Raw genomic sequence first — 22244 nt, forward strand, 5'->3', positions numbered from 1 at the left:
CCCATCGTTCATTCAAAGCTCCTTCATTCTAGAAGAAGCCGTCAATCCTGAAAGTGCGAAAGACTCTGTACGTTATCTGAATGAGACGCTCGATATGAGTAGCCGCTAGGCACGCGTATTTTTGAGCAATACATCACCTTCCACTGCGCGCGGATAGTGAGCCGCCACTTCAAATGATGGCAACAAGTTAAGAATGGCTTGCAGGGACAACTGCCCTTCATAGAGCTCGCGGTCACTATATTCGGTGTAGATGAAGCGCGTGTTGCTCAAGGTCCGCATACCGCCGGCGATAACGTCGGCCTCGGCTCCCTGAACGTCCATCCAGATAAAATCGACTCCGTCCAGCTTGGCTTCGCTACACCAGTCGTCCAGCCGCCGTGTCTCAACCGAGACAGGGTGATCAAACCGGACCCAATCGTACTCGGTAAGATGGTTCTTTGGACGGCGTATTGAACCCGATAGGTCCCAATCTTTCGCATCGCCATCTGCATTGCTTGGATGGAAGTCGATCGTTCCGTTTCGATCACTGATGGCGATTTCAAACAGCTTCACCCTATTGAGGGATGGGCCGAGCTTCTTCTTGAAGCGCGCGATCGCTCGAGGGTCCGGCTCAAAGCAGTAGAGCTGGGGTTGCGGGCACAGTTCTAGGAACTTTTGCGTATCAGTTCCGTCATTGCAGCCGATATCCAGGATGACCGGATTCGGCTTCTGAAGAAGTGAGAGGATGTGCTGATGTACTTCTACGGACGACACAGCTGCTTTTCCATGGTGCGCGGAGATCTGGTGAATTTCGACTTCGAAGCCGCCTTCACACGCCGGAAGCCGCCGCACAACGTATATCAAGGTATAAGATTCATTTATCCGCCAGTCCTTTTGATCCACGACAGCTGTTTGGATGCCATCGACATCAACCGGAGAGGCTATCCCTCGCGATGCAAATCTCGAGATTTATCGTCGGAAAGTGCGGCCTCAGTGAACCAGATCGTCGTCTTAGCTCTTTCGAGTTGCCGAAAGAACGCCTTCGTTTGGGTGTCACCTGTCAGATATGGATGCCAATTTCGCAGAATGTGCTCTGCCGACCGATGGCCGCCATCTCAGATTCGCTGCCAGTAGCTCCCGGCGGTCCTTCCCTCGGACTCGTGGGCGAGGAACGAAGTCGGCCAAAGCCCCGACGCACGCGTTGCTCGGCGCAATCGAGCTTTCGTGGCCCGTGCAACTTTCTTCAAGTGCTGTCGGCGTACGAATGACCAGGGTCAATTCGGTAGGCTTTAAGCGCCGTGCCACGGCTGGACACGGGCGATCTGGTAACAATTCGATGGTGACCTGCCTTGGAGACCGCCACCTCTTACAAGAAACAGCACCGACTTTTTCGAGAATGTTGCATACATATTCGCATGCACGACCACGGTAGATTTGACGAGCCGCTCTTCCATAAAGCTTGTAGACCGCACGCTTCGCCGGCCAAACTGCTAGATTGTACCGTCAGGTAATCATGTGCAATCCCGACGTCGTCGAAACCCGAGGCCTCTCGATCAGTGCAACCGCCGCCTGAGCAACGTTGAAGTGTCCCGGGGCTCTCTGCGGGTGTTTCGAAGGAGCGCAATGTCATTTTCACAACAGCCGGGCGGGCTGTGCACCTCAGCGGGTTTGCTTCCGGACAAACACACACGCTGCCCGGGCAATGCTTTTGCAGAACTAGAAGGATAGATCGCTCAGCGCATTTCTGGCCTGACTCTTGCTACAGTATACTTGTCACATTGTGCCTAACTTCAACTGTTCAAACGCTCAGGAGACCTCTATGACTTTCCGTCCGCTTCACGACCGCGTCGTGGTCAAGCGCATCGACGCCGAAGAGAAGACCGCTGGCGGCATCATCATTCCCGACACTGCCAAGGAAAAGCCCTCCCAGGGCGAAGTCATTGCAGTTGGGCCGGGCGGCCGCGATGAGGCCGGCAAGCTAATTCCGATCGACATCGAAGTCGGTGAGCGGGTGCTGTTTGGCAAATGGTCCGGCACTGAGGTCAAGATCGATGGGCAAGACCTGTTGATCATGAAGGAGAGCGACATTATGGGCGTTCTCACCGATGTGTTCTCCAAGAAGAAAGTCGCCTAATCCTGGGCTCGCACAGCTCACCCTCCTGAGGAGAGCCAACCGGGGCGCTGAAGGATGAATTAAACGGAACTGAGGGAATTCTCTATGTCAGTCAAGGACGTGAAGTTCGGAGTAGATGCGAGAGATCGTATGCTGCGCGGCGTCGACATTCTCGCCAACGCCGTACAGGTTACGCTTGGTCCAAAGGGCCGCAACGTCGTGCTCGACAAGTCGTTCGGCGCGCCACGTATTACCAAGGACGGCGTTGCCGTTGCCAAGGACATCGAACTCGACGACAAGTTCGAGAACATGGGCGCCCAGATGGTGCGCGAAGTGGCTTCGAAAGCTGCGGATGCTGCCGGCGACGGCACCACCACCGCGACCGTCCTCGCCGCCGCAATCGTGCGTGAAGGCGCCAAGTCGGTCGCCGCCGGCATGAACCCGATGGACCTCAAGCGCGGTATCGACCTCGCGGTCGAAGCCGTCGTGGCCGACCTCGAGAAGAACTCGAAGAAGGTCACCTCGAACGACGAGATCGCCCAGGTCGGCACCATCTCGGCGAACGGCGATGCCGAGATCGGCAAGTTCCTCGCCGACGCCATGAAGAAGGTCGGCAACGAGGGCGTCATCACCGTCGAGGAAGCCAAGTCGCTCGAGACCGAGCTCGACGTTGTCGAGGGCATGCAGTTCGACCGCGGCTACATCTCGCCCTACTTCGTCACCAACGCCGACAAGATGCGCGTTGAGATGGACGACGCCTACATCCTCATCAACGAGAAGAAGCTCTCCTCGCTGAACGAGCTGCTTCCGCTGCTCGAGGCCGTGGTGCAGACCGGCAAGCCGCTGGTCATCGTCGCCGAGGACGTCGAAGGCGAAGCGCTCGCGACCCTGGTCGTGAACCGTCTGCGCGGCGGCCTGAAGGTCGCGGCCGTCAAGGCTCCGGGCTTCGGCGATCGCCGCAAGGCCATGCTGCAGGACATCGCGATCCTGACCGGCGGCCAGGCGATCTCGGAAGACCTCGGCATCAAGCTCGAGAACGTCACGCTCAACATGCTCGGTCGCGCCAAGAAGGTGATGATCGACAAGGAGAACACCACGATCGTTAACGGCGCGGGCCAGAAGGCCGACATCGAGGCGCGCGTGGCCCAGATCAAGGCGCAGATCGAGGAGACCACCTCGGACTACGACCGTGAGAAGCTCCAGGAGCGTCTTGCCAAGCTTGCGGGCGGCGTCGCGGTGATCCGCGTCGGCGGCGCGACCGAGGTCGAGGTGAAGGAGCGCAAGGATCGCGTTGATGACGCGATGCATGCGACCCGCGCGGCCGTGGAAGAAGGCATCGTTCCGGGCGGCGGCGTCGCCCTGCTCCGTGCCTCCGAGCAGCTCAAGGGCCTGCGCACCAAGAACGACGACCAGAAGACCGGCGTCGAGATCGTGCGCAAAGCACTGTCCTGGCCGGCCCGCCAGATCGCGATCAATGCCGGCGAAGACGGTTCGATCGTGGTCGGCAAGGTGCTCGATAACGAGCAGTACTCTTTTGGCTTCGATGCGCAGACAGGCGAGTACAGCAACCTCCTCTCCAAAGGCATCATTGACCCGGCCAAGGTCGTGCGCATCGCGGTCCAGAACGCCTCCTCGGTGGCCGGGCTATTGATCACAACGGAAGCGATGGTTGCCGAGCTGCCGAAGAAGGGCGGCGCTGGCCCCGCGATGCCTCCTGGCGGCGGCATGGGCGGCATGGACTTCTGATCCACCTTCTCAAGTTCTCGATGACATGCGAAACCCTGGCAATAATGTCAGGGTTTTTTGCATGGAGCGGCCGGTAGCCCCCCGAAGATCCGGCCCATCGGCCTATCCAATGTGCGCCGCGGCAGGACCCCGACTCAAATTTCATGTGCTTCGTGACGACAGTACCGCGTCCGGTACGACGATGGAGCCGGCATTTTGACTCACGAAGCTGCCTCTGCTCATCCAAATGTTCGAACCCTTGGCGTGCGGTAGCCCCGGCGCCGCCCGCCCGCTTTCGACCTCCTTGCCCACCTTCTTTTCCTGTCGCGTAACTGGAAAGCGACGAAATGCCTTTCGTGACGTTTCGCACTTACATCTTGTGGCCTAAGGGCTTGTTTGAACTCGGAGTACATTCTCAAAAATCAAAACGGTATTTTGCGGGAAGTGCGATGATTATTCTGCGCCTCATTTGGTCCTCGCGGACGGGATCCCCTCAACTCCCCTGCTGCGGAGCTCGGGGCAGGACATGGTTTAGAATGATCGCACACTAAAGCCGCAAGGCTCGCTTTGCGTCCAATCTACAGGATATCCGATGGGAAATGACCGGGTGCTTTGCAAAAGAGCTCGCCGGCGGGGCGGCCGCAAGACACTCCGGCCACCGGCAACGTGCCTATACTGCGCCTGCATCCACACTATACCAATGTCTGGCCAAGGTCGCCTCTCGGATGAATTGGCACGAAACGCGGTCGGGATTATTGTGGCCTTATGGCCATGTACACCCAAGTTTACGCTCAATTCGGGGAAACGCATGAACGCTTCGCTGAAGAGCATGCAACTGCACGATACTCCAGTTTCATCGCTGAGCTCAGTCAGCTGAATTTCGCAGACGCGGATGACCGCCGAGCCTTCCCTCCGACCCTACACAGCATCTTGGCAAGGCATGGACTGTTCGGGCTCACCGCACCAGGAGAGCACGGCGGATTAGCTCTCTCTTTGCAAGAGGCCATCGACCTCATCTCCGCCACGGCATCGTTCGATGTCTCCGCTGCGTCGACCCTTGTTATCCATAACTTCCTAGCTTTGCCCTGCATCGAAACGGCACGGCACATACCCGCACAAGCCCGTATCATTCGGGGTGCAACAAGCGGCGATCTCTGCGCTTTCGCTTTGACGGAGCCTGGAGCTGGTTCTGCCCCGAGACATATAAAGGCTGCGGCTTTCATGCACGAAGATAAAGTGCGTATCTCTGGCCGCAAAATCTGGATCGGCCTTGCTGACTGGGCTCGCTGGATCGTTTGCTTTGCGCGCGCGTCGGGACCCGATGCGAAAGGTCGGCTGGTTGGTGTACTCGTTGACAGACAGGCTCCAGGCCTAAAGGTCACGCACGAGCATCGTACACTCGGCCTACGTGGCATCATTCAGAATACCCTGGAGTTCCAGGACGTCGAGATGCCCCGTTCTTACGTGCTCTCTCGCCATCAAGACGGCTGGGGTGCGGCGGCATCTAGTATGAACCGCGGCCGCATTGGTGTGGCTGCTATGGGTCTTGGAGCCCTTGAGCGCGCTATCCAGGTAGCCGCCTCTTATGCAAGCCAGCGTCGGCTTGGTAAACTGCGCATGATCGAAAACAGTTACATTGAGCAGCTATTTGGACAGATGGTGCTGCGGCGGGAAGTAGTGAAGGCGATGCTAGCAGCATCCTGCCGACTTGTTTCAGCGCACGGTGCGCCGAACGTCCACCTCGCGTCGGCGACGAAGGTTTTGTCCTCAGAGTGGTGCGGCCTTGTCGCCGATCAATGCGTCCAGCTGTTAGGCGGCCGCGGCTACGATGAGGGAACGCCTTTGGCCAAAATCTACCGAGACGCTCGCATCCTCCGCATCTTCGAAGGTCCGACTGAGGCGCTCCTATCGCATCTCGGCCGTTGCCTTCTCTCTAAAGCCACGCGCGACGAAATAGCCGATCTGTTTCGGTCGATTGGGGCGGCATCAGTCCATGCTGCTGCAATTGACGAGCTCTCCGGGCTGAATGAGACTGACGGTGCCGTGCTGATCTATGCGGGTTGGCTCACCACATTAGGGCTGGCAAAAGCTGTCATGTCTGCTGATTGCTTCTCAGCCTCAGATTGCGCCGCGGCGGCGGCTGACCTGGTCAGTTCTGAACTGGCATCTCTCCGCACTCGCATGCCGGCACGACAATCTGTCGAAACTCGCAGTCGGGCTAATCGGACACTCGCCACCTTTCTTCACGACGCGGCTTGCTCTATTCGCTCCCCTGTCTTCACAGACGACCACCTTAAATTGGTGCAGTATGTCTGACATCTCCCGCATGTCCGACGTCCTTCCACGCGGTGGTGCCGCGCGCGACGCGCAACTTCCGCAAGCGGAAAGGTCCGTGAAAAACTCTCACGTCTACATGCGGCACGCGCTGCTGTGAAAGGCCTAACCATCTCATTCCTGGCGGCACGCCGCGGCAGCGAAGGCTTTCGCGTTAAAGAGCACCCGATACCGCTCCCCAATCGGGGCTGGCGCTCGACAATGGTGGGCCGCCTCGATTCGCCCCGCGCTGCAAACATCGATAGGCGTGGTGTGTTTTAAGCGTCCTGCTGCCACCTTCTCGCTGGCACATGCCATATGCGAGTTTTCACGACCTCTTAAAGGAGGAGCTTGCGTCTGTACTCAACGATACTTTTAAGTCAAACTTCCGCTAGGCCGGTGGCGGGGCTCAAGACGGGAGGGCCTCCCCGCACAGGCCACTTTCGCTTGATGCATGGGGTCGGGTTCGTCAGGTTTCGGAAAGCTCGCCCATCTACATCGATGTTGAAGTTAGCAGCACGTGGTAGGGACAGCGCTTGCCCCGAGTATGCGTGGGGATTTGGCGCCGAGTCACGTTTCTGCTAACTTCAACCAGTGGTGCGGGCGTGGCAGAGAGAACATCTGATACATCCAGTCCGACCAGCACCAAGTCGCGCCCGCGCTGCTTCCGACGTGAGACTGAGATCAGATCCACGGCGGTCTTCCAGATCAAGCTCAATGCCCGCATGCGCTCGCTCCGTCGAGGAGAAGGATCTCACCTCGTTATTCGGCAAGTAACTTCTCAACGCTTTGTAGTCCAGCTCGGCGGAAAATCTCGATCGTGAGGCTTGGAACGACGCAATGCATAGTGTTGTCACTGAGCTAGATCATGGCTGAGGTTTTCACCAAAGCCGGACATTAGGGGAAGTGCAGCGACGATGACGAGGCGCGGATTGTTGCGGAGCTCGTGGCGAGTGAGGACTCGGTTTGGGCGCCGGTGGGACTGCATGCAGTTGTCGTCGGCTGCAGCCATTTGGTTGGCGAATTACAGAAAGGGCCGGCGAGGATTCCGAAGCAGTCGAACTACAGCTTGTGCCGGCTCTGTGGATGCCTGGTCACCGACCTTAGCCCTGAGCGCGATTGGGGGTCGGGCATCGGAACCCACACGAGGAAGTTAGCCTTACGGGCCATCGATCCTGCTCGAGTGCAAGCGCTGGCCATTTAGGCCTTGAGGCGGCGAGGGCGCGGGCTCACGAACCGGAGTGATCGGACGACCTATATCGCCTGAACATTCTCCCCTGTCTCCACTACTTCCAGAGAGCTTCCGTCGAGAGCACCGATCCAACTCCGAAGAACCGCTTCGAGTGCACCATCTAGACGACGCGGCTGTCCCGCACCGACCGATGAGGTTCCGTGCGGGGGCATCGGGCAAGGTCCGTTGCAACCTAGGAAGTCCTCACGTCACCCTTTGTGTGACGACAGTCGATATGTACATTTTGTTCGGGGGGCTCCTGTAGCGCTCCGCAAGACTCTTGAATACCTCTCCGACCTCATCTGACGGAACAGAAAATTCGCCGTAGTTAGGATCAAAGAGGGTCGTCGTTCCATTCGACGTCACTGTCGCAATCATGTGGGCGCCGCCTGCGGCGAAACGCAAGCTGACCAAATACATGGACGCATCCTCGGTGAGCTCCTTCACGATCTGGTCAATGCACGAAGATGTATCAAACCTATATCGCGTCTCTTCAGCCGACGGCTCTAGGCCAGCGTCGCGTAAGGTTGTACTTTTTGCCAGGAGATTGTGAGACCCTTCCGCCCCATCGTTTTTCAATTGAGCCTTGAGCTCTTCGTACTGTTCCTGCCGCCTTGCCGCGGAGCGATGCTTTTCAGTGTCCGGGAGCAGAGCCCTCATTCGGGATGAAGGGCTGCTTGGGAGATTAAGGAGCCACTCCGCTACCAATCCAACACAGATTCCGTTGACATTGGCTTCGGGCAATTCAGCAGTCCTGTAATCGAATAGAGCGCGGACAGGGCTATCGGCAGATAACTCCGAGCTGGAGGACAGAGAGGAGCTGTGGCGCGAGTTGCTTGGACTATAAACGATTGAATCTGAGGTATGCGGCTTGCTGAAGCAGAGCCCCATCCTGTCGATCAATTCGCCGGACGGCAGGCTCTCCCGTCGCGCGACTTCTGTGAGTGTTTGCGCAAATTCGCTACTGTCTGCGGGCCTGATCGATCCGTCGGCTTGATCAGCGCGTGTGTATTGGCTATCGAGTCGATTATACATGCTGGTTCACCTGCTTCTTCGGCGCACGCGTCCTCAGAGGGCGCGCTGCTTACATCTTGCTGCGGATGATATCGCAGCAAACTGACGAAGAGCTGACCACCAAACACGCCTGGGGCAACTACCGCCGCGACGGCCAATTGGTTGCACGACAGTGCCACTCACGAACGGGGCTGCAGGTGTGAGGCAGTGGCCGAACGGCTAGTTACTCTTGCACACTGACGGAGGGCGCGCTTGGAATTGCAGATGCAGTCATATGATGGCTACGCTCGACAGCGCGACCGTCGGTTTGGTGGTCGATCTCACCTTTATCGTGTTGCGCTGCTCGGTCGGCACAACTTCGCCTCCAAGAGTGAGCAATTCGCGTCCCCGTGATCGCCATCGGCCAGTGAGATGCTGTTGTTGCCGCTGACGAACCTTCAGCACAGATCGAAACCCGGAACCACAAGTTACGATCTTGTTCACTCTACAACAAGTGGCGCAGACATTTCTCTCCCCGAATCAGTGAGCCGTTAGCTGCTCGAGTTTGACGGCGGCATTTCAGGTTCAGCCCGCCTGAACACTGCAACAGTCGAGCGAGCCCGACATACACCCGCATGTGACACGTCATTTCGGAAAGCCGAACCGGTGCTTGCGCACCCGCTCGACCTCACCTCCTGCTCGAATGTTATTAACTCAGCCGGTCATGCTGTCGCGCTCATTCGCGCGAACAACGTTGCCGCATCTGAGGGACTTAATCCAACGACGCCTACGAAGCTCGGGGACGGCATCGGAATGTCTCGATAAGTGGGTCTCCACAAGTGAAGGCAATATCGGCTGTTATTCACGTACCTCGAATGTGGCGGATGCAGTTGCATGACGCACTCTTCTTCATCCCAGAACAGGTCTTTCACAAAGCACATCTCGTCCCAGTTCGGACAGCGCCGCGGGGTCGAAACAGCGACGTGCTCCCAGCCAGGACGGACAAACGCACTTATCTTGAGTTCACACCCACAAGGCCCCTGCACAAGGAATAGACCGCAAGGGCCTGAACCTGGAGCGGTAGCGAACCGGCCGTGTTGCACGCGGCCGGCCTCCAGCTTGTCTATCATCTGCGCTCGCACGCCCGCTCCTTTGCCTCTCCGATAGCCCTGAAGTCTACGTAGATGACGTTGTCTCGTAACAAGTTAACCTGCTCGGTCCTCGGCCCAGCGTTCCTAAACCACTCTACAGCGCGCCATCCGCGAAAGCCGTAGATGTGTATCATCACTCACTCTCCTCTGGTTATTGCTCTAAGACGTATTGCGCCCTCGGGCCGCCGGTTGCCTGAGCATGAGCGGTACCACTATGTGCGCGTCGGGCGACTCGAGCCGCCGATTGCACCTGCCGCTACTTATGTAAGTCCGTCATTAAGTCTCTCCGAGGCGAAACAGTTTATCATCGATGGCCAGGCAGTATTCACTGCTCATCGCCGGCAGAGCGCACATCCCGCATGAGCGGACGAAATCGGCGACTCTGACGCGTCACCTCGTCTTCAATGAATTGCCTCATCATGGCACGCTCCCGTGTTGGCGACGACATCTAGATCTCATGATGCTCGCGAAACCAGTAGTGGCACCAGATAGATCGGACTTACATTGCTGCTTCGCGCGAGAGAGTACTTGATCACTCGCCGGCCTCCTCGCCAAGGCTGAACAGGCCCAATGCGCCATTTATGTGAAAATGGTTCAGCTTTATGGCTTCCAAATCGGCATACACATAGCCGGGGACGCCCGCATGCTCCGTTCTTCCAAATGAACCATCCGGCGGATCGCCTGCTATCTTGGTCGTAAGCTAACGGTCAGAAACAATGATTAGTCGATCTCATCGACCGCAACTGCGAATGTCGCCCGATTTTCCGCATCACTAAGATGCAGCTCCTAACGCGTTGTCTACGGCATGGCGCTCGCGAACCGCTCACCCTTTGCCGCTAATCCGGGTGTTGTTTCCGACATGAATGTCGCGACTCAGACGCCGCGCAACGGCTCCGTGTCACCAACCCACCGCATCAAACGCGCTGCAGACAGTTCTACCTCGTGGCATGTCGCTTGCTGTGCTGACAGAACGCGACCTCGCTGTAGCGAGGATGCACGAGCAATGAATCGGCCGAATCGTCGCCGCAACGAACATCGGTTCTGATGCCCCATGAAAAGAGGACTGCTAACTTATGAGTGATAGGAGTCATGCAAAGCTTGGCATTTTTCTGTTCACCGGCGCCCAGCGTAATGAAATGACTCATTGGCGCGCAACAAAGCGCCCAACGATCAAGCATTTCGGCGCCGATCGTCCCTCCCGGCGAGCCCAGAAAAGGTGGAACTTGTGGCCTCTGGCCGCACTCCTCATAAATGCGCTGCTTTGGGCCGGGATCTACTTCGTCATCGCAGCGTTCTTCTGAAACACTCTCGCGCATAGCAACCGCGCGATGGACTTCTGGCGCCTCTCGCAACCGCGGGCCGCCACGGCTGCGAACAAACTGATGCCAAGGCGCTTCGCGCTCCTACCGGGACATACAATGCGCTGCTCCGGCGGCGCAAAGGAAATGTCGACGCATGACCCAGATGCCTCGAATTAGCGACACTGATGTGCCGCTGCCGCGCGACGAAGTGCCAAATTGACCTGTAGCAGCTCAACCCGTCCGCGGCGAGTGGCATCTGGGCTTCCAAGTGAGGCGCGACGGATCGACTGCAAGTGAGGACTAGTGCCCGTATTCCCCTTATGTGAAAGTTAGCTTTCGAGAAGCTGACGAAACAAGGTGACCTAAGGGAACGTTGGGCAGGCGGCTGGCTCGGGCCCCGTGCGTGTGGCATAGGACGTCAGGCGTCTTGCCTTCTGGCTCTCTCAACGCTCCGTACAGGCGGCATTGACTTGCTTGCTGAGCGATATCTACCTAGCCAATGGGTCGGGAAGAGATCGACACGCTGAGGCCTTATGGACCGTAGCGACGCTTTACAGCTCTTGCTCAGGCTACGTATCGTCCTCATTCTTGCGCATCTGCCACACGTGTGCACGCCACGCTAACTTGTCGTACTCCAAGGCAATCTTAAGCAGCCTGTCTTTGGCTTTTCCGTCGATGAGCGCTGCCGCTTTCTTTCGCGTTGCTTCCGCGCGGCCTCGCCAGTGATCGGGCTGGTACAGTTTACTTTTCGGATTCATGCCGAGAGCATGCAATCCGTAGATCAACGAATTGCGACACTGACGCTCCGTATAAACACGTAGGAGCGACGCTCGTGGCTCCGGCTGCCGAAGCAGTCAGTCCCCAGTCCACAGCTGGCGATGCGCATCAGCCGCTTCATGGGACGCTGATTTGAGAATGGAGAAATGGACATGACGAAGATAACTTGCGGTCCCCATTCTTCAGGATACCTTTTGACAACCATTCAGAAACGGCTGAATGCGCATTGCAGACGATGCTCGTACGAAGAATGCACAGTCACCGACAGCTTCAGACCATTGCTCCCACCAAAAGACTTGAATCGCACGCAGCGTTAGATTGTAGGGTTCTGGACAGGTTTGAATCACCTCTGACAATCAGTCGAGTCTTGACAGTTCACGAGCATTGGGAATGCCTCAAACATCTACAATCGCCCGGGACGACCGAATAGAGAGCCTAACATCATCCAGATGCGAGCCTGCCCGCGATTCATCGAATGCTATTCCTCTTTCTGCTGGACGTAATCGCGCGTTAGGAGGTCTGCGCGGTCGACTCCGATCAACTCAGACTCGGCTGACCCGACGCAAGACGAAACCTACCTCACAGATCCCCCCCACCTCTTCACATAAAGTGGAGCAGAAGCGCGATGACACCAAACATTGCCTCAGCGCGCTATCATGGTCGCTCTTGGCAGGCCGAATGCATCATCAACAACGAGAGAAGCACATCTGGCCTCCCTAATCTGTATGCTTCGCCAGAGTTGGCCAGGGCCGCGTCGAGCCGGCATCGTGGCGAGTCCGCCGTCACTCACCGGCCGGCGATTAGGCTGACCATAGTACCTCAGGTCATGTCAAGCAGACTCAAGCAATCCTCGAGGCAGCGAGGCATGCACTGGCTGCACAATCACAGCAACTCCAAGACCTTCATCTGGTGCGTCGGCGCAGCTGCTAGTAACTCCCCTCTTTCGTAAGGCTCTGCCGGTATGCAAGGTGTCGTTCCTGTCCTCCTGGACAAATGACGAACTCCGTACAGTGAGAACGGCAAAAGTAGAACAACGAGCTTGCAGAGAGCTAAGCAGATCCGCCTGTTTCCCGGTTTGCAGGTGATGCGTTCCGGGCAGCAAGAACAATAGTCAGCTCCACCGAACTGAAGAAATGTCATGGTTCAAAAACAACAAATTCGGCCGGCTCCGCGCCTCAGGCTCTACTACCGCGATATCGCCCTAGGCGTGGCAATGGCAACTGCAATGCTTGCGCCGGTCAACGCGCTTGATCGAACGCCGACCGCAGAGGAGAAAGAGGCCTGCATGGGAGACGTGTTTCGCCTTTGTAGCAGTCACATACCAGATCGTACCGCTATTACTGCCTGCCTCAGATCCAAGCAAGATCGTCTCAGTCAGCAATGTCGCTACGTGATCTCCGGGCGGGACATCGGCAATAAGAGCAGCGGATCGAGGTGAAGATGCTGCGAGCTGTCCGCCCGACTCCTCTCCAGAAGTCGTCCCAGCTTGACGTGCAGCACGTCACACGAGGGTTCGCCCAACGGCTCACCAGCTCATGCGGGGCCGGTCAACGGACGCGTCCATCGCTCCTTGGAGGCTTTCATGCGCAGGTTCATTATAGTGAGGTGGGGTCATTTCGTAGAGCCAGCTAAGCTCAGCCTGGAATTGGCATCGATATATTCATAGCACGTGCGGAAGCCGCTCTGCGGCTCCGCCACGGCGGCACCGGAAAGCGAGGCCTTGTGATCCGGCCGGAACATCGACGGCAAGCGGGCGCGAGACAGAGCTGTTATCCTCGCATCAAGCAACTCAGTGCTCTGACTAGCCGCCGATGTCCTCTCGAGGGCGCCATCGAATGGAGAGAGCTTGACCCTGACGTAGCGTCAGGTTGTAGCGTCGCCACGGGTGCCACGTTCATCCGACGGCCCGCCTCAAGGACTCGTGCGGCATAGCGACTGCGGATAGACCGGCAGCTGCATCAGGGCGCCCGGTTGCGAAGACGCCTGGCTGGACGGACGGACCCTAGATTGGATAAGGAACGTGTAAAGTTCGATGGAACCGCTTAAATCGATCATCGGCAAAGTTGCCACCGGTGCCACTCTGACCCGCGAGGAGGCCGCGTTAGCGTTCGACAGCATGATGTCCGGCGACGCAACTCCCTCGCAAATCGGTGGCTTGTTGATTGGGATGAGGGTGCGCGGGGAGACGATCGAAGAAGTCACGGGCGCCGCATCCGCAATGCGAAACATAATGCCCACCGTCGAGACGCGATGTGACCCCATCGATATCGCTGGCACGAGCGATACCGTTATGTGTTCGCTCAACGTTTCGACGTGCGCTTCGTTCATCGTCGCCGGGGTCGGCGTTCCCGTCGCCAAGAATGTCAACCGCGCGGCATCTTTGCGCTCAAGCACCGCAGACGTGTTGGCGCGCCTCGGCGTAAAGGTCGATCTCAAGCCTGAGGGAATTGCACGTTGTGTGCACGAAGCAGACATTGGCTTCATTTTTGCGTCACCCGACTATCCGGCGATGCAGCGCATCAGGCAGATCCGGAGCGTACTAGGAACCCACACGATGTTCAATCTAATCGAGGCTCTGTCGAATCCAGCCAGGGTCAAGCGGCAGATCCTTGGAGTGTTCACTCCCGAATGGGTGCAGCCTCTGGCGCAAGTCTTGAAGAACCTTGGTGCCGACTCGGTATGGGTTGTTCATGGCTCGGACGGGCTCGATGAATTATCCCTCACCGACACAAGCTTTGTTGCTGCGGTCGAGGCGGGTACAGTCCGCACGTTCGAAGTCACGCCGGAGGAAGCCGGGCTCCCCCGCTACCGCGCCGATGCGCTGGAGTGCAGTGATGTCGAGGCTCATGCCTTTGCGTTACAAAAAGTGCTTGATGGCCTGCCAGGTCGTTTTCGTGATGCCGCCCTTCTGAATGCGGCGGCCGCACTGGTGGTGGCCGGGCGGGCCTCGAACCTACAGGAAGGCGTGGCGCTTGGACAAGAATCACTTGATCGGGGCGCTGCAGCCGCTCGACTGAATCGCTTGATCGCGGTTTCAAACGCCTGACAGCCGAGCTGGTTGATGCCGCATCCTTGCGACCAATAGTGCAGCTTGCGCGCGAGAAAACTGTTGCAGCCGCGAATGCGCGTTAATTGTGCCGATTTCTCATGGAGCGCCCGCTTGCGCAAGTCCTTGTCAAAACAGCTCCGCGCTGCACTCAGCCCGACAGCCAACATTTGGTGCATTAAAGGCTGTTCGAGCCCCGGTTGCTGAGGTGAGGACCCGCGACCAAGCGTGCGCAACGCGCCAAAGGAGACGATCGAAGATGGCCTGGCAGAGGATTGAAACAATTGGAACTATCGCAACGATAGAACACATAATTCGGAAGTTTCGGGAATTGATCGATACAGATAGTTCGATCCCGCCGGAGCTGCGGCGTGCGCTGCACGAGACGCTGGATGGGCATCTTCTGGAGGCAAAGCGGCGTGTTCTCCTGAGAGAACATTAGGTCCGGATGCCGTTTACGCACGGAGAGACACTGGCAGGCGGGCGTTGCGCTCTATGCGCACGCTCAAAACGCTTGCGGCCAAGCTTGGCTTCGAGCTGCTCGCTCGTTCAGCGGTGATTCCGATGGCGATTGCTCAGCGCCGCTCATCTCGCCGCGGACTGGCCATCGATGGTGATGGCCCGCATACGCACCCTGACTAACTCTACATTTTCGTCCAAACTCGGCGACTGGGGTCATGCGTTGGACACGCCGCCGGCGCATTCGCCGGATCGCTCCTCAAAGGCCTCAGCCACAGGCTTCCCCCTCAGGGCAGCGCTGAATGCTTGCGACACCAGCCCTCGGGGCCCTCTTCGGACAGCATGAGCTTGACCACGTTCTCATTGGCCCGCAAAAAGGGGCTTGAATCTGACGTAACGTTAAATCGTAAGCTCTTGAGGTGTTACCTACATGGGTGTGAAGGACTTCGGATGCCTCAGCTGGTCAGATCCGCGGACCGGTCGCTGGTCATGCTCCTTATGCCCGATGGCCCATTGGTCGAGAGGGCTTTGCACCAAGTTCCAATCGCGGCGCTAAGGGTAGCAAGTAACTTTCAATGGTGCGGCATTTCGGATCTGGACGAAGTGGCGGTCGCGTACCGCCCCGCCAGAGAGCCGATACCGACAGAATTGATCGACGTAGAACTCTATCCGAAGCGCCTAGATGGTGCTGCTTTCCTCAAGCTGACGCAAGCCCTCCTCTGGCGCAGCAGCGCACAAAATCAGTTTGCCGAACCCGCTACCTTCAAGCTGCTTTCCCGCACGTGGCGTCTCGATCGCGCAAAGGTGTGACAGACGGTGGGCCTGCGCAGGTTTTCGAAGTGACCCGGCGTCTTGCTCCGCGTGATCAGCGCGGCATCGGACGTTATTGCATGGCATGCTGGAGCAGCAAGTTGAAAGACCCGGACGGCCATATGAAGGTTCTATGTGTTTGATCATATTGAAGGTCAGTGCCGCTGCATCATCGGCTTCAAAGATGGAGATATGAGAGCGGCATATATGTGCGGCGCCTCTATATCAAAGGCGCGGCAAGAAACCCTCTTCGTGGTGCGCCTATCACAACCGAAAGATGCACACGACCGCAGCAGAGCCGAGCGAAGTGAGTGATCAATCGGCAGATTTCCCTCAAGAAATAACCATCGTTCGCAACCCATGACAACCATTAAGAGCCGGCCAAAAGAAGCATATGACTGGGGCGTCGCCAAGCACTCCGGGCTTCCGATGAAACGCGTCGGCACAAACACAATGTGCGGACCTGATGCACATGAATAGCGAGTTGGAATTCTCCACCTTCGTCGAGCAAAACGCCAAGTATACTCCTGACAAGACCACGATCCATTTCGAACGGAAGACGCCCAGCTATGTCATCCTCAATCGACTGATCGAGCGGATCGCTCGCGCCTTCGAGAGCCAATTTGGTGTCCAGAGAGGAGGCCGAATCAAGATGCCCCGACTCGCAGGGGACTTTGGATGCTGCGACGCAGATGGATCTTTTCCGCTTCACGACGGCAAATCAGCACTCGGTTACTTCCGCCGAGAATATCTACCTAGCGAAAATAGAGCGAGTGCATACGTAATATCCAGATCTAGCCGAATGCGGCCGGTCGGTCGAGCCGATGCGCGCTGGGAAGAAGTACCGGTCGCTTATATGACCAAGCGACTGGGGTGCGAGATCGAGGCAGACGCGCTGATCGCACATGTTTGGTCACGGTCCGTTTTAGCGTGTCGCGCGAAATCATTTCACGAAGCATTCCGAACATCGCACTATCCAACGTCCCGCGCTTCTTTCTAGCCATGCGACCGAGCTATCAATTGAGATCGGCAGATCTGAGACGGGCCGTTCTCTCCCACTACATCGCAGGTGACATCGAGACGGCGCAAACTCTCCCTGTCTCAGCGCCTTACAACGGCGTGGCAAGGCTGTCATGCTTGCCATGACCATCCCATCCTGAACAAGTCCAGATGCCCGGAGGACGCGAATGCCGCGGATCCTAATCATGAATGCCGGTACGCCTCAGATGTCGGGCGCCCATCTAACAAAGGCTCAACGTTCGCTGGCCGCCAGCTCGGCACACCGTTCAGCGTGGTTTGCTCAGGAGGGCGACCTGATCGTCTCCCCGGTAGCGATCCCGGCGGATCTGCTATCCTTCATTGGCGCGACGCTCGATTTCGATGCATCGCGTCTTCGCCTTGTTGTACCTGCGAGCCGCCAATCGACGATCCTCGATGATTGCACGTTGCTGTCCCAGCCTGTTGTCGAGCGGCTCAAAAGACATATTCGTCAGAAATCCGCCTGGCGATTGCATCCCTGCTACTTTACAGAAGGGGTCGCACGTTTGGCGGCCCAACTGGGCATATCGAAGACCGGGGACGACTTCGCTCTGCAGCGCGGGCCTGATCTGTTGAATCGCAAGAGCCACTTTCGTCAGTTGGCAACAAGCGTCGCACTTCCGCTCCCTCATGGATGTGTCGCGACAGACCCAAATGGACTATTCAAAGCGGTCACTGCCTTCAAATCCGAGACAGGCAGGGTCATTGTAAAGTTGGATAATGGAGCTGGAGGAGTCGGAAATGTCATCTTGACCCGCAGCAAAAGCGATCCGCTACCTGGAGCCAGAGATACTCGGATGATTTCGTGGCCGTCGCTTGATCCTGACGCGCTTTACTCTGAGATCACAACAGCGTCGTGTAAGACGCTGGTCGTCGAATCATACCACTTGGCCCGATCCTTATTTTATCTCGAGTATGAAATCCAGGATGATGCATCAATCGCTTTTATCAACAGTGGAAACATACGCCTGCGTAAAAGCACAGATCGGTCCGAACGGGCTCTCACCTGGACGGGGCTTGAGCTTCCAAGCGACCTGGAGAACGAGCAATGGTTGACTGCCCAGGAGCATGCCTACCGATTTGTGGCACTAGCGAGAGACCTGGGCTATCGCGGAATGATCAACATCGACGCCATTTTCACAAAAGAGGGACGGTTGCTGTTTAATGAAGCGAACGGCCGCTGGGGTGGCGGATCGGTGTTACACAACATTGCGATCCGGCTGCTCGGCTTCGACTATTCCAGCCGCAACGTTGTTCTGTCTGTAAGAAATGTGCGATCGCCATCCTTTCAAGCGGCGCATGATCGCTTCTTCAAAGAAGGATTCCTATTCGACCGCACACGTAAGGCGGGCGTGATCCCGCTTGCCGCCGACGAGGAGGCTGGTACCGTGGAGTGCGTTGTGATTGCGCCCAACAGGACCGCGGCCCACGATCAGCAACACCGACTTTTGAGCTCCTAGCGAGAACATCTTCACACGCTCAATTCACTGGCCCGCTGCAAAGCAGCGCTCTATTCAGCCCGAGATAAAGAGGGCACGGTCTGAGAAAAATAGGTTCGGCGCTGCAGCCGGCTGCACTCACTGCAGCGCCGCACAGGGAGAGAGGCCAGGTTCGATCCTTTGCTAAACGTCGGATCATGATCGTGACCTTGCGCGGAAACTATTCTCACCCAGCTGATCGATCGCTGCAACAGGCTGTCCTACGCAGCTGCATCCGCTGAGCGCATTGCGTCCAACAATCCGACATTCTCTCGGCGGAGATCATGCTCAAGCGGCTGCGTTTGCAACCAGCAACTTGCGCAATTGCACGAGTGCGGCACCAATCTTCGGGTGAGGACGAGGGCTGACCTTATAGTGAATAGATCTTTGTCGAGCGACTGATCGGAAAGCTGAGCAGCGATCCCTGGCTGGAGTTGTTACGCAGATGCTCATCCAAGCTACCAACAGCGAGAGCATACTTGTCGGCAGCTGAGCTCTCCCTCCGCCCGCAGCGCGCGAGGCGCGCAGACGACCGAGTCCGGCAAGGACGCCACGCTCGCCCGCCTTTTTAACTCTGCTACATCGTTGCCCGTGTCGTAAAGAAGCTCGGCTATGCCCCGCTTCTCGTTGTAGGCGAGCCATCATCCCAATCTCAGAAGAGCGTCCACATCACCCTTGGCAGGACGCTCCTTGGACCCAGCCTGATGTGTGCTCGACCTTACCACCTTGACAAGAGGCACATCTTGGGCATCCAGAGGCTCGCCACACCGTCTGCGAAATCCCGCGCTACCCGGAATACACCATCGCGCAGCGCCGAATCGCCTCCCTGGTTTCACCCAGCGACGAAGATGGCGATGACTAGCCAGCAACTTTTGCTCGGATGGCGCGTGATGGCCTGTACATGGACCAATCTTAACCATGGCTTCCGACCAGAACTCGCAGACCTTACAAGAAACACTGACCACAACACGTGAAAGCGTTTACATTTCCCGGAGAGCTCGCCCGCCACTCGATTCTCAGAGAATCATATCAGGCGCGCCACCTCATAGCCGAGTGGTAGAACTTTCGATGATCCGGCGGTTCGCGCCGGCCCTTTTTGAACAGAAGTAGACGAGAGATCGGCGTTCCCCGCTCGATACCGGCTTTACTTCATGCCGTACCTTACAGGTCGTGACAAGCACGGCGCCAAATGGTGGTCGGAATACGTGCTGTTCGTACGCGGTAGGATATACCACGAACTCACCCCCCTCGAAGTCTCTCGCTAGCTGCACAATCACGGCGTACTCAAAATCCGGATCACTCTTCGCATCCAAATGGATGCCCACAAAGGACCCGGGCGGCATACGATGCACTTGGCATCGGCGAACCACGTAATCTGAGGATGCTCCGAAGATCTGTCTTAGCGCGAAGCTGCGGTCTTTACTTTCAAGTAGCTCCATGATCTGCCCTGAAGCTGTACCACTCACGTTGCTAGGGGCGCGGCCGGGTGGATCTACCCTTACGCGCTTGACAAAGACGCTGTGCAAGTCGCCGGCATCTCCCTCCCGCACTTCTTCCTCGGGAATCTCAGCCTGCAGCTGATCGATCTTGGTCAAGTCGGCTTGAGCGAACAATATCTGGGGGGCGATAACGGCCGTCCCCTTTACTAACAGCTCTATGCGGTACTTTGTCAGCATTTCCTCTGAAAGCTGGCGGGATTTATCACTCATTGCGCGCGCCATTCGAGCTCACTCCTTTGATCTTCGAAGCAGGACGCCGGGTCCTTGTGCGTTGAGACGAATGCTTGCTCCCAATGCTCGCCATCGAACTCGGTTATTCTTACTCGTGCGACCGTCCTTCTATCCAGACATCGAATATTTACGCTGAATCCGGAGGGGTTCGACCTCGGCCTATAGAATGGCTTTACCCCACAAAGCCGGCAAAACGTGTGCCGAGCAATGTTCTTGTTGAACTGATATGTAGTGAGGAATTCTTCACCGTGCTCGATGCGCAGCTTATCGCCAGTTACGAGTAAGTGGAGAAACCCAGACATTTGACAAATCGAGCAATTGCAACGAACTCCAGAGAGCTCTCGCGGCGCTCTGACGTAGAACTTGATAGAGCCACAATGGCAACTGCCATGATGTTCGATCTCCGAGTGATCATCTCCCGTGCGCGCCGCAATTCCGATGAGATCGCGGCACCACTGGACGCTGAGCCGATAGGCTCCGAGGAATTCATTCAAAAAACGATCACTACGGTAAGGCTGCACAAGTTCACCAATCAGCCGACCTGTCATTTCTCCGTGGTACTTCTCCGCGGGATCTTCTCCGCCCACATGGCTGCGAAAATACTCGAGATCGTCCGGCTTCGCGTTAAAGATTTGGGCCAGAGTGGTCCACAGCGACTGGATCATGTCCGCAGCATGTAGCTCAAAAGCGACCATGTAAGCGCAACGAACGACGGAATCTTTCGATGACAATCCGGCATAGAGAGACTGCAGGTACTGCTTCGTCCTAGAGCTATAGTTGGGCAGTATTGCTCGGCCGAGTAGTTGGGAGACATCTTTTCTCAACAGGTTGGAGTGAAAGTTTTCTGTCAACAGAATATCCGGTAGCGCGGCCTTGCCCCCCTGGAGAATTCGGCCATGGCCACCGGTCTCATCCCAACAGATAAAGTTCGCGACCACGCTGGTCAGCTCAATGTCTCTCGCAATATCCCGATTGTGATGCATTGCATCAAAGATGAGGTCCCTTTGGGCCCCCGCCTGCAGGTACGGGAACGCCTGTGACATCGCCAGATATTCGGGCAGCAGACTGGCTACCTGGTCTTCGGACATCTGCGAGGCGAACGGATGCGGGCCGAACAAGGCCCGCGCTTGCTCGGTCAGGTACTCGCAGCATATCTTCGGAGGCTGATCCGCTGCAGATCGAGACGCTTGAGATGTCATGTGACCCCTGCAGATGAGAAGCGAACGGTCCCTGGCGAAGCAACTTCGTGTCCGGGCGAACTATTAAACCGCCCTGGGTTCATCGGCTTCGAAGGGGGCCAATGATTGCGTTCACCCTTCCAGGCGAACTTTTGGTACTTTCCTTCGCGATGGCAGACAGCGGCATGCTCAGTCCAGCTCATGAGCAACGAAGGAAATGAGTTCATTATTGGAGCGGCGGGAATCCGGTCGGATTGCCGTCCACCAGCAACGCCGCAATGCCCGCAACGACCAGCATTCCCGCGGAGACTCATAATGGATGCTGCGCTGCCCACGCCATTTTGAGGCTAATGTCGCGCGGGCGAGTGGCGTGCCTGGCCGCTCCGCACGCTTGCAGCTTTCGCGATCTTGGGCGAATGGATCAAGCCCTCGCGGTTGGTGTTTGGCGGAGGACGCGCGGCTCAGAAACAGGTGCCGCTGATCCCGCCATTTCGCCGAACCGCTGTCAGCCTGGGACAGCATTGTAGACTCCAATTTGTACCGATACTCTTAAGGCCTTTGCTCGCTTGTGTCATACCGCTGCTGGCGGCACAAAGCATCTCACAGAGACCCTCGCCCGTTCTTCGCGTTCGCGATTACGACCTCTAAGTTCTTAGTGGCTCACAGCAATCATCATGCCAACTCTTGAATTCGCTCCGTAAGATCTGAATAAGTTTATTCAACGGTGGTGACGCCTCCTCCTTGCGAGTGTATCGAACTTGAGAGGCTGCGGGCCGCTGTCAGAAAGCAAACAGCGAGGAGCCAGCGGCCGCTTACATGCGTACAGGCCTGCTCAATCGCGGAGATTGCTTCAAAGGCGACGCATAGGTTGACTTTGCGCTCCGAAGCCAGCGACAGCGCTTTGTGCGTGCAGACGACAGCG

At 57.2% G+C, this 22244-nt stretch carries 12 protein-coding genes and 1 pseudogene; 7 read left to right on the top strand and 6 right to left on the bottom strand.

What is annotated here, in order from left to right; genetic code table 11:
* Positions 1-105: 105 nt before the first annotated feature.
* Positions 106-753 (bottom strand): FkbM family methyltransferase, encoded by a 648-nt coding sequence (locus ACM43_RS11045; protein WP_036030817.1) that lies wholly within the window; start codon positions 751-753, stop codon positions 106-108.
* Positions 754-1798: 1045 nt separating this feature from the next.
* Here ACM43_RS11045 and ACM43_RS11050 point away from each other — a divergent pair.
* From ACM43_RS11050 to ACM43_RS11060, 3 genes are all read left to right on the top strand, one after another.
* A complete protein-coding gene (locus ACM43_RS11050; RefSeq protein WP_074448393.1) occupies positions 1799-2113 on the top strand; it encodes a co-chaperone GroES in 315 nt (104 codons plus the stop codon).
* A gap of 84 nt (positions 2114-2197) precedes the next feature.
* The gene (gene groL, locus ACM43_RS11055; RefSeq protein WP_225114367.1) at positions 2198-3838 is read left to right on the top strand and encodes a chaperonin GroEL; all 1641 of its coding nucleotides are present in this window, start codon (positions 2198-2200) and stop codon (positions 3836-3838) included.
* Positions 3839-4582: 744 nt separating this feature from the next.
* Positions 4583-6133 carry an acyl-CoA dehydrogenase family protein gene (locus ACM43_RS11060; protein WP_036031548.1) on the top strand — a complete coding sequence of 517 codons (1551 nt, stop codon included), beginning with the start codon at positions 4583-4585 and terminating at the stop codon, positions 6131-6133.
* A 1432-nt stretch (positions 6134-7565) separates the two neighbouring features.
* Here ACM43_RS11060 and ACM43_RS11065 read toward each other — a convergent pair.
* The gene (locus tag ACM43_RS11065; RefSeq protein WP_036031544.1) at positions 7566-8396 is read right to left on the bottom strand and encodes a YopT-type cysteine protease domain-containing protein; all 831 of its coding nucleotides are present in this window, start codon (positions 8394-8396) and stop codon (positions 7566-7568) included.
* A gap of 680 nt (positions 8397-9076) precedes the next feature.
* Positions 9077-9484, bottom strand: coding sequence for a DUF7694 domain-containing protein (locus ACM43_RS38845; RefSeq protein WP_420886582.1), 408 nt, complete (start codon positions 9482-9484; stop codon positions 9077-9079).
* A 4131-nt stretch (positions 9485-13615) separates the two neighbouring features.
* On the opposite strand from ACM43_RS38845, the gene trpD reads away from it, so the two are divergent.
* From trpD to ACM43_RS11085, 4 genes are all read left to right on the top strand, one after another.
* Positions 13616-14629: an anthranilate phosphoribosyltransferase gene (trpD, locus tag ACM43_RS11070; protein ID WP_036031532.1), complete on the top strand. Its 1014-nt coding sequence runs from the start codon at positions 13616-13618 to the stop codon at positions 14627-14629.
* A 495-nt stretch (positions 14630-15124) separates the two neighbouring features.
* Positions 15125-15271 (top strand): hypothetical protein, encoded by a 147-nt coding sequence (locus ACM43_RS11075; protein WP_157786064.1) that lies wholly within the window; start codon positions 15125-15127, stop codon positions 15269-15271.
* A gap of 267 nt (positions 15272-15538) precedes the next feature.
* Positions 15539-15898 carry a hypothetical protein gene (locus ACM43_RS11080; RefSeq protein WP_225114368.1) on the top strand — a complete coding sequence of 120 codons (360 nt, stop codon included), beginning with the start codon at positions 15539-15541 and terminating at the stop codon, positions 15896-15898.
* A gap of 1205 nt (positions 15899-17103) precedes the next feature.
* Positions 17104-18396, top strand: a complete 1293-nt coding sequence (locus ACM43_RS11085; RefSeq protein WP_271540046.1) for a peptide ligase PGM1-related protein — start codon at positions 17104-17106, stop codon at positions 18394-18396.
* 1061 nt (positions 18397-19457) lie between these two features.
* Here the strand turns inward: ACM43_RS11085 and ACM43_RS11090 are convergent.
* The 3 genes and pseudogenes from ACM43_RS11090 to ACM43_RS11100 all read right to left on the bottom strand — a co-directional run.
* The gene (locus ACM43_RS11090; RefSeq protein ID WP_036031523.1) at positions 19458-20135 is read right to left on the bottom strand and encodes a 2OG-Fe(II) oxygenase; all 678 of its coding nucleotides are present in this window, start codon (positions 20133-20135) and stop codon (positions 19458-19460) included.
* Positions 20120-21343 (bottom strand): GFA family protein, encoded by a 1224-nt coding sequence (locus tag ACM43_RS11095; RefSeq protein WP_036031520.1) that lies wholly within the window; start codon positions 21341-21343, stop codon positions 20120-20122. Before ACM43_RS11095 ends, ACM43_RS11090 begins: the two co-directional genes overlap by 16 nt.
* A 693-nt stretch (positions 21344-22036) precedes the next feature.
* Positions 22037-22244 (bottom strand): annotated as a pseudogene (locus ACM43_RS11100) (hypothetical protein); the annotation flags it as partial.

Source organism: Bradyrhizobium sp. CCBAU 45321, assembly GCF_028128975.1.
Taxonomy (GTDB): Bacteria; Pseudomonadota; Alphaproteobacteria; order Rhizobiales; family Xanthobacteraceae; genus Bradyrhizobium; species Bradyrhizobium yuanmingense.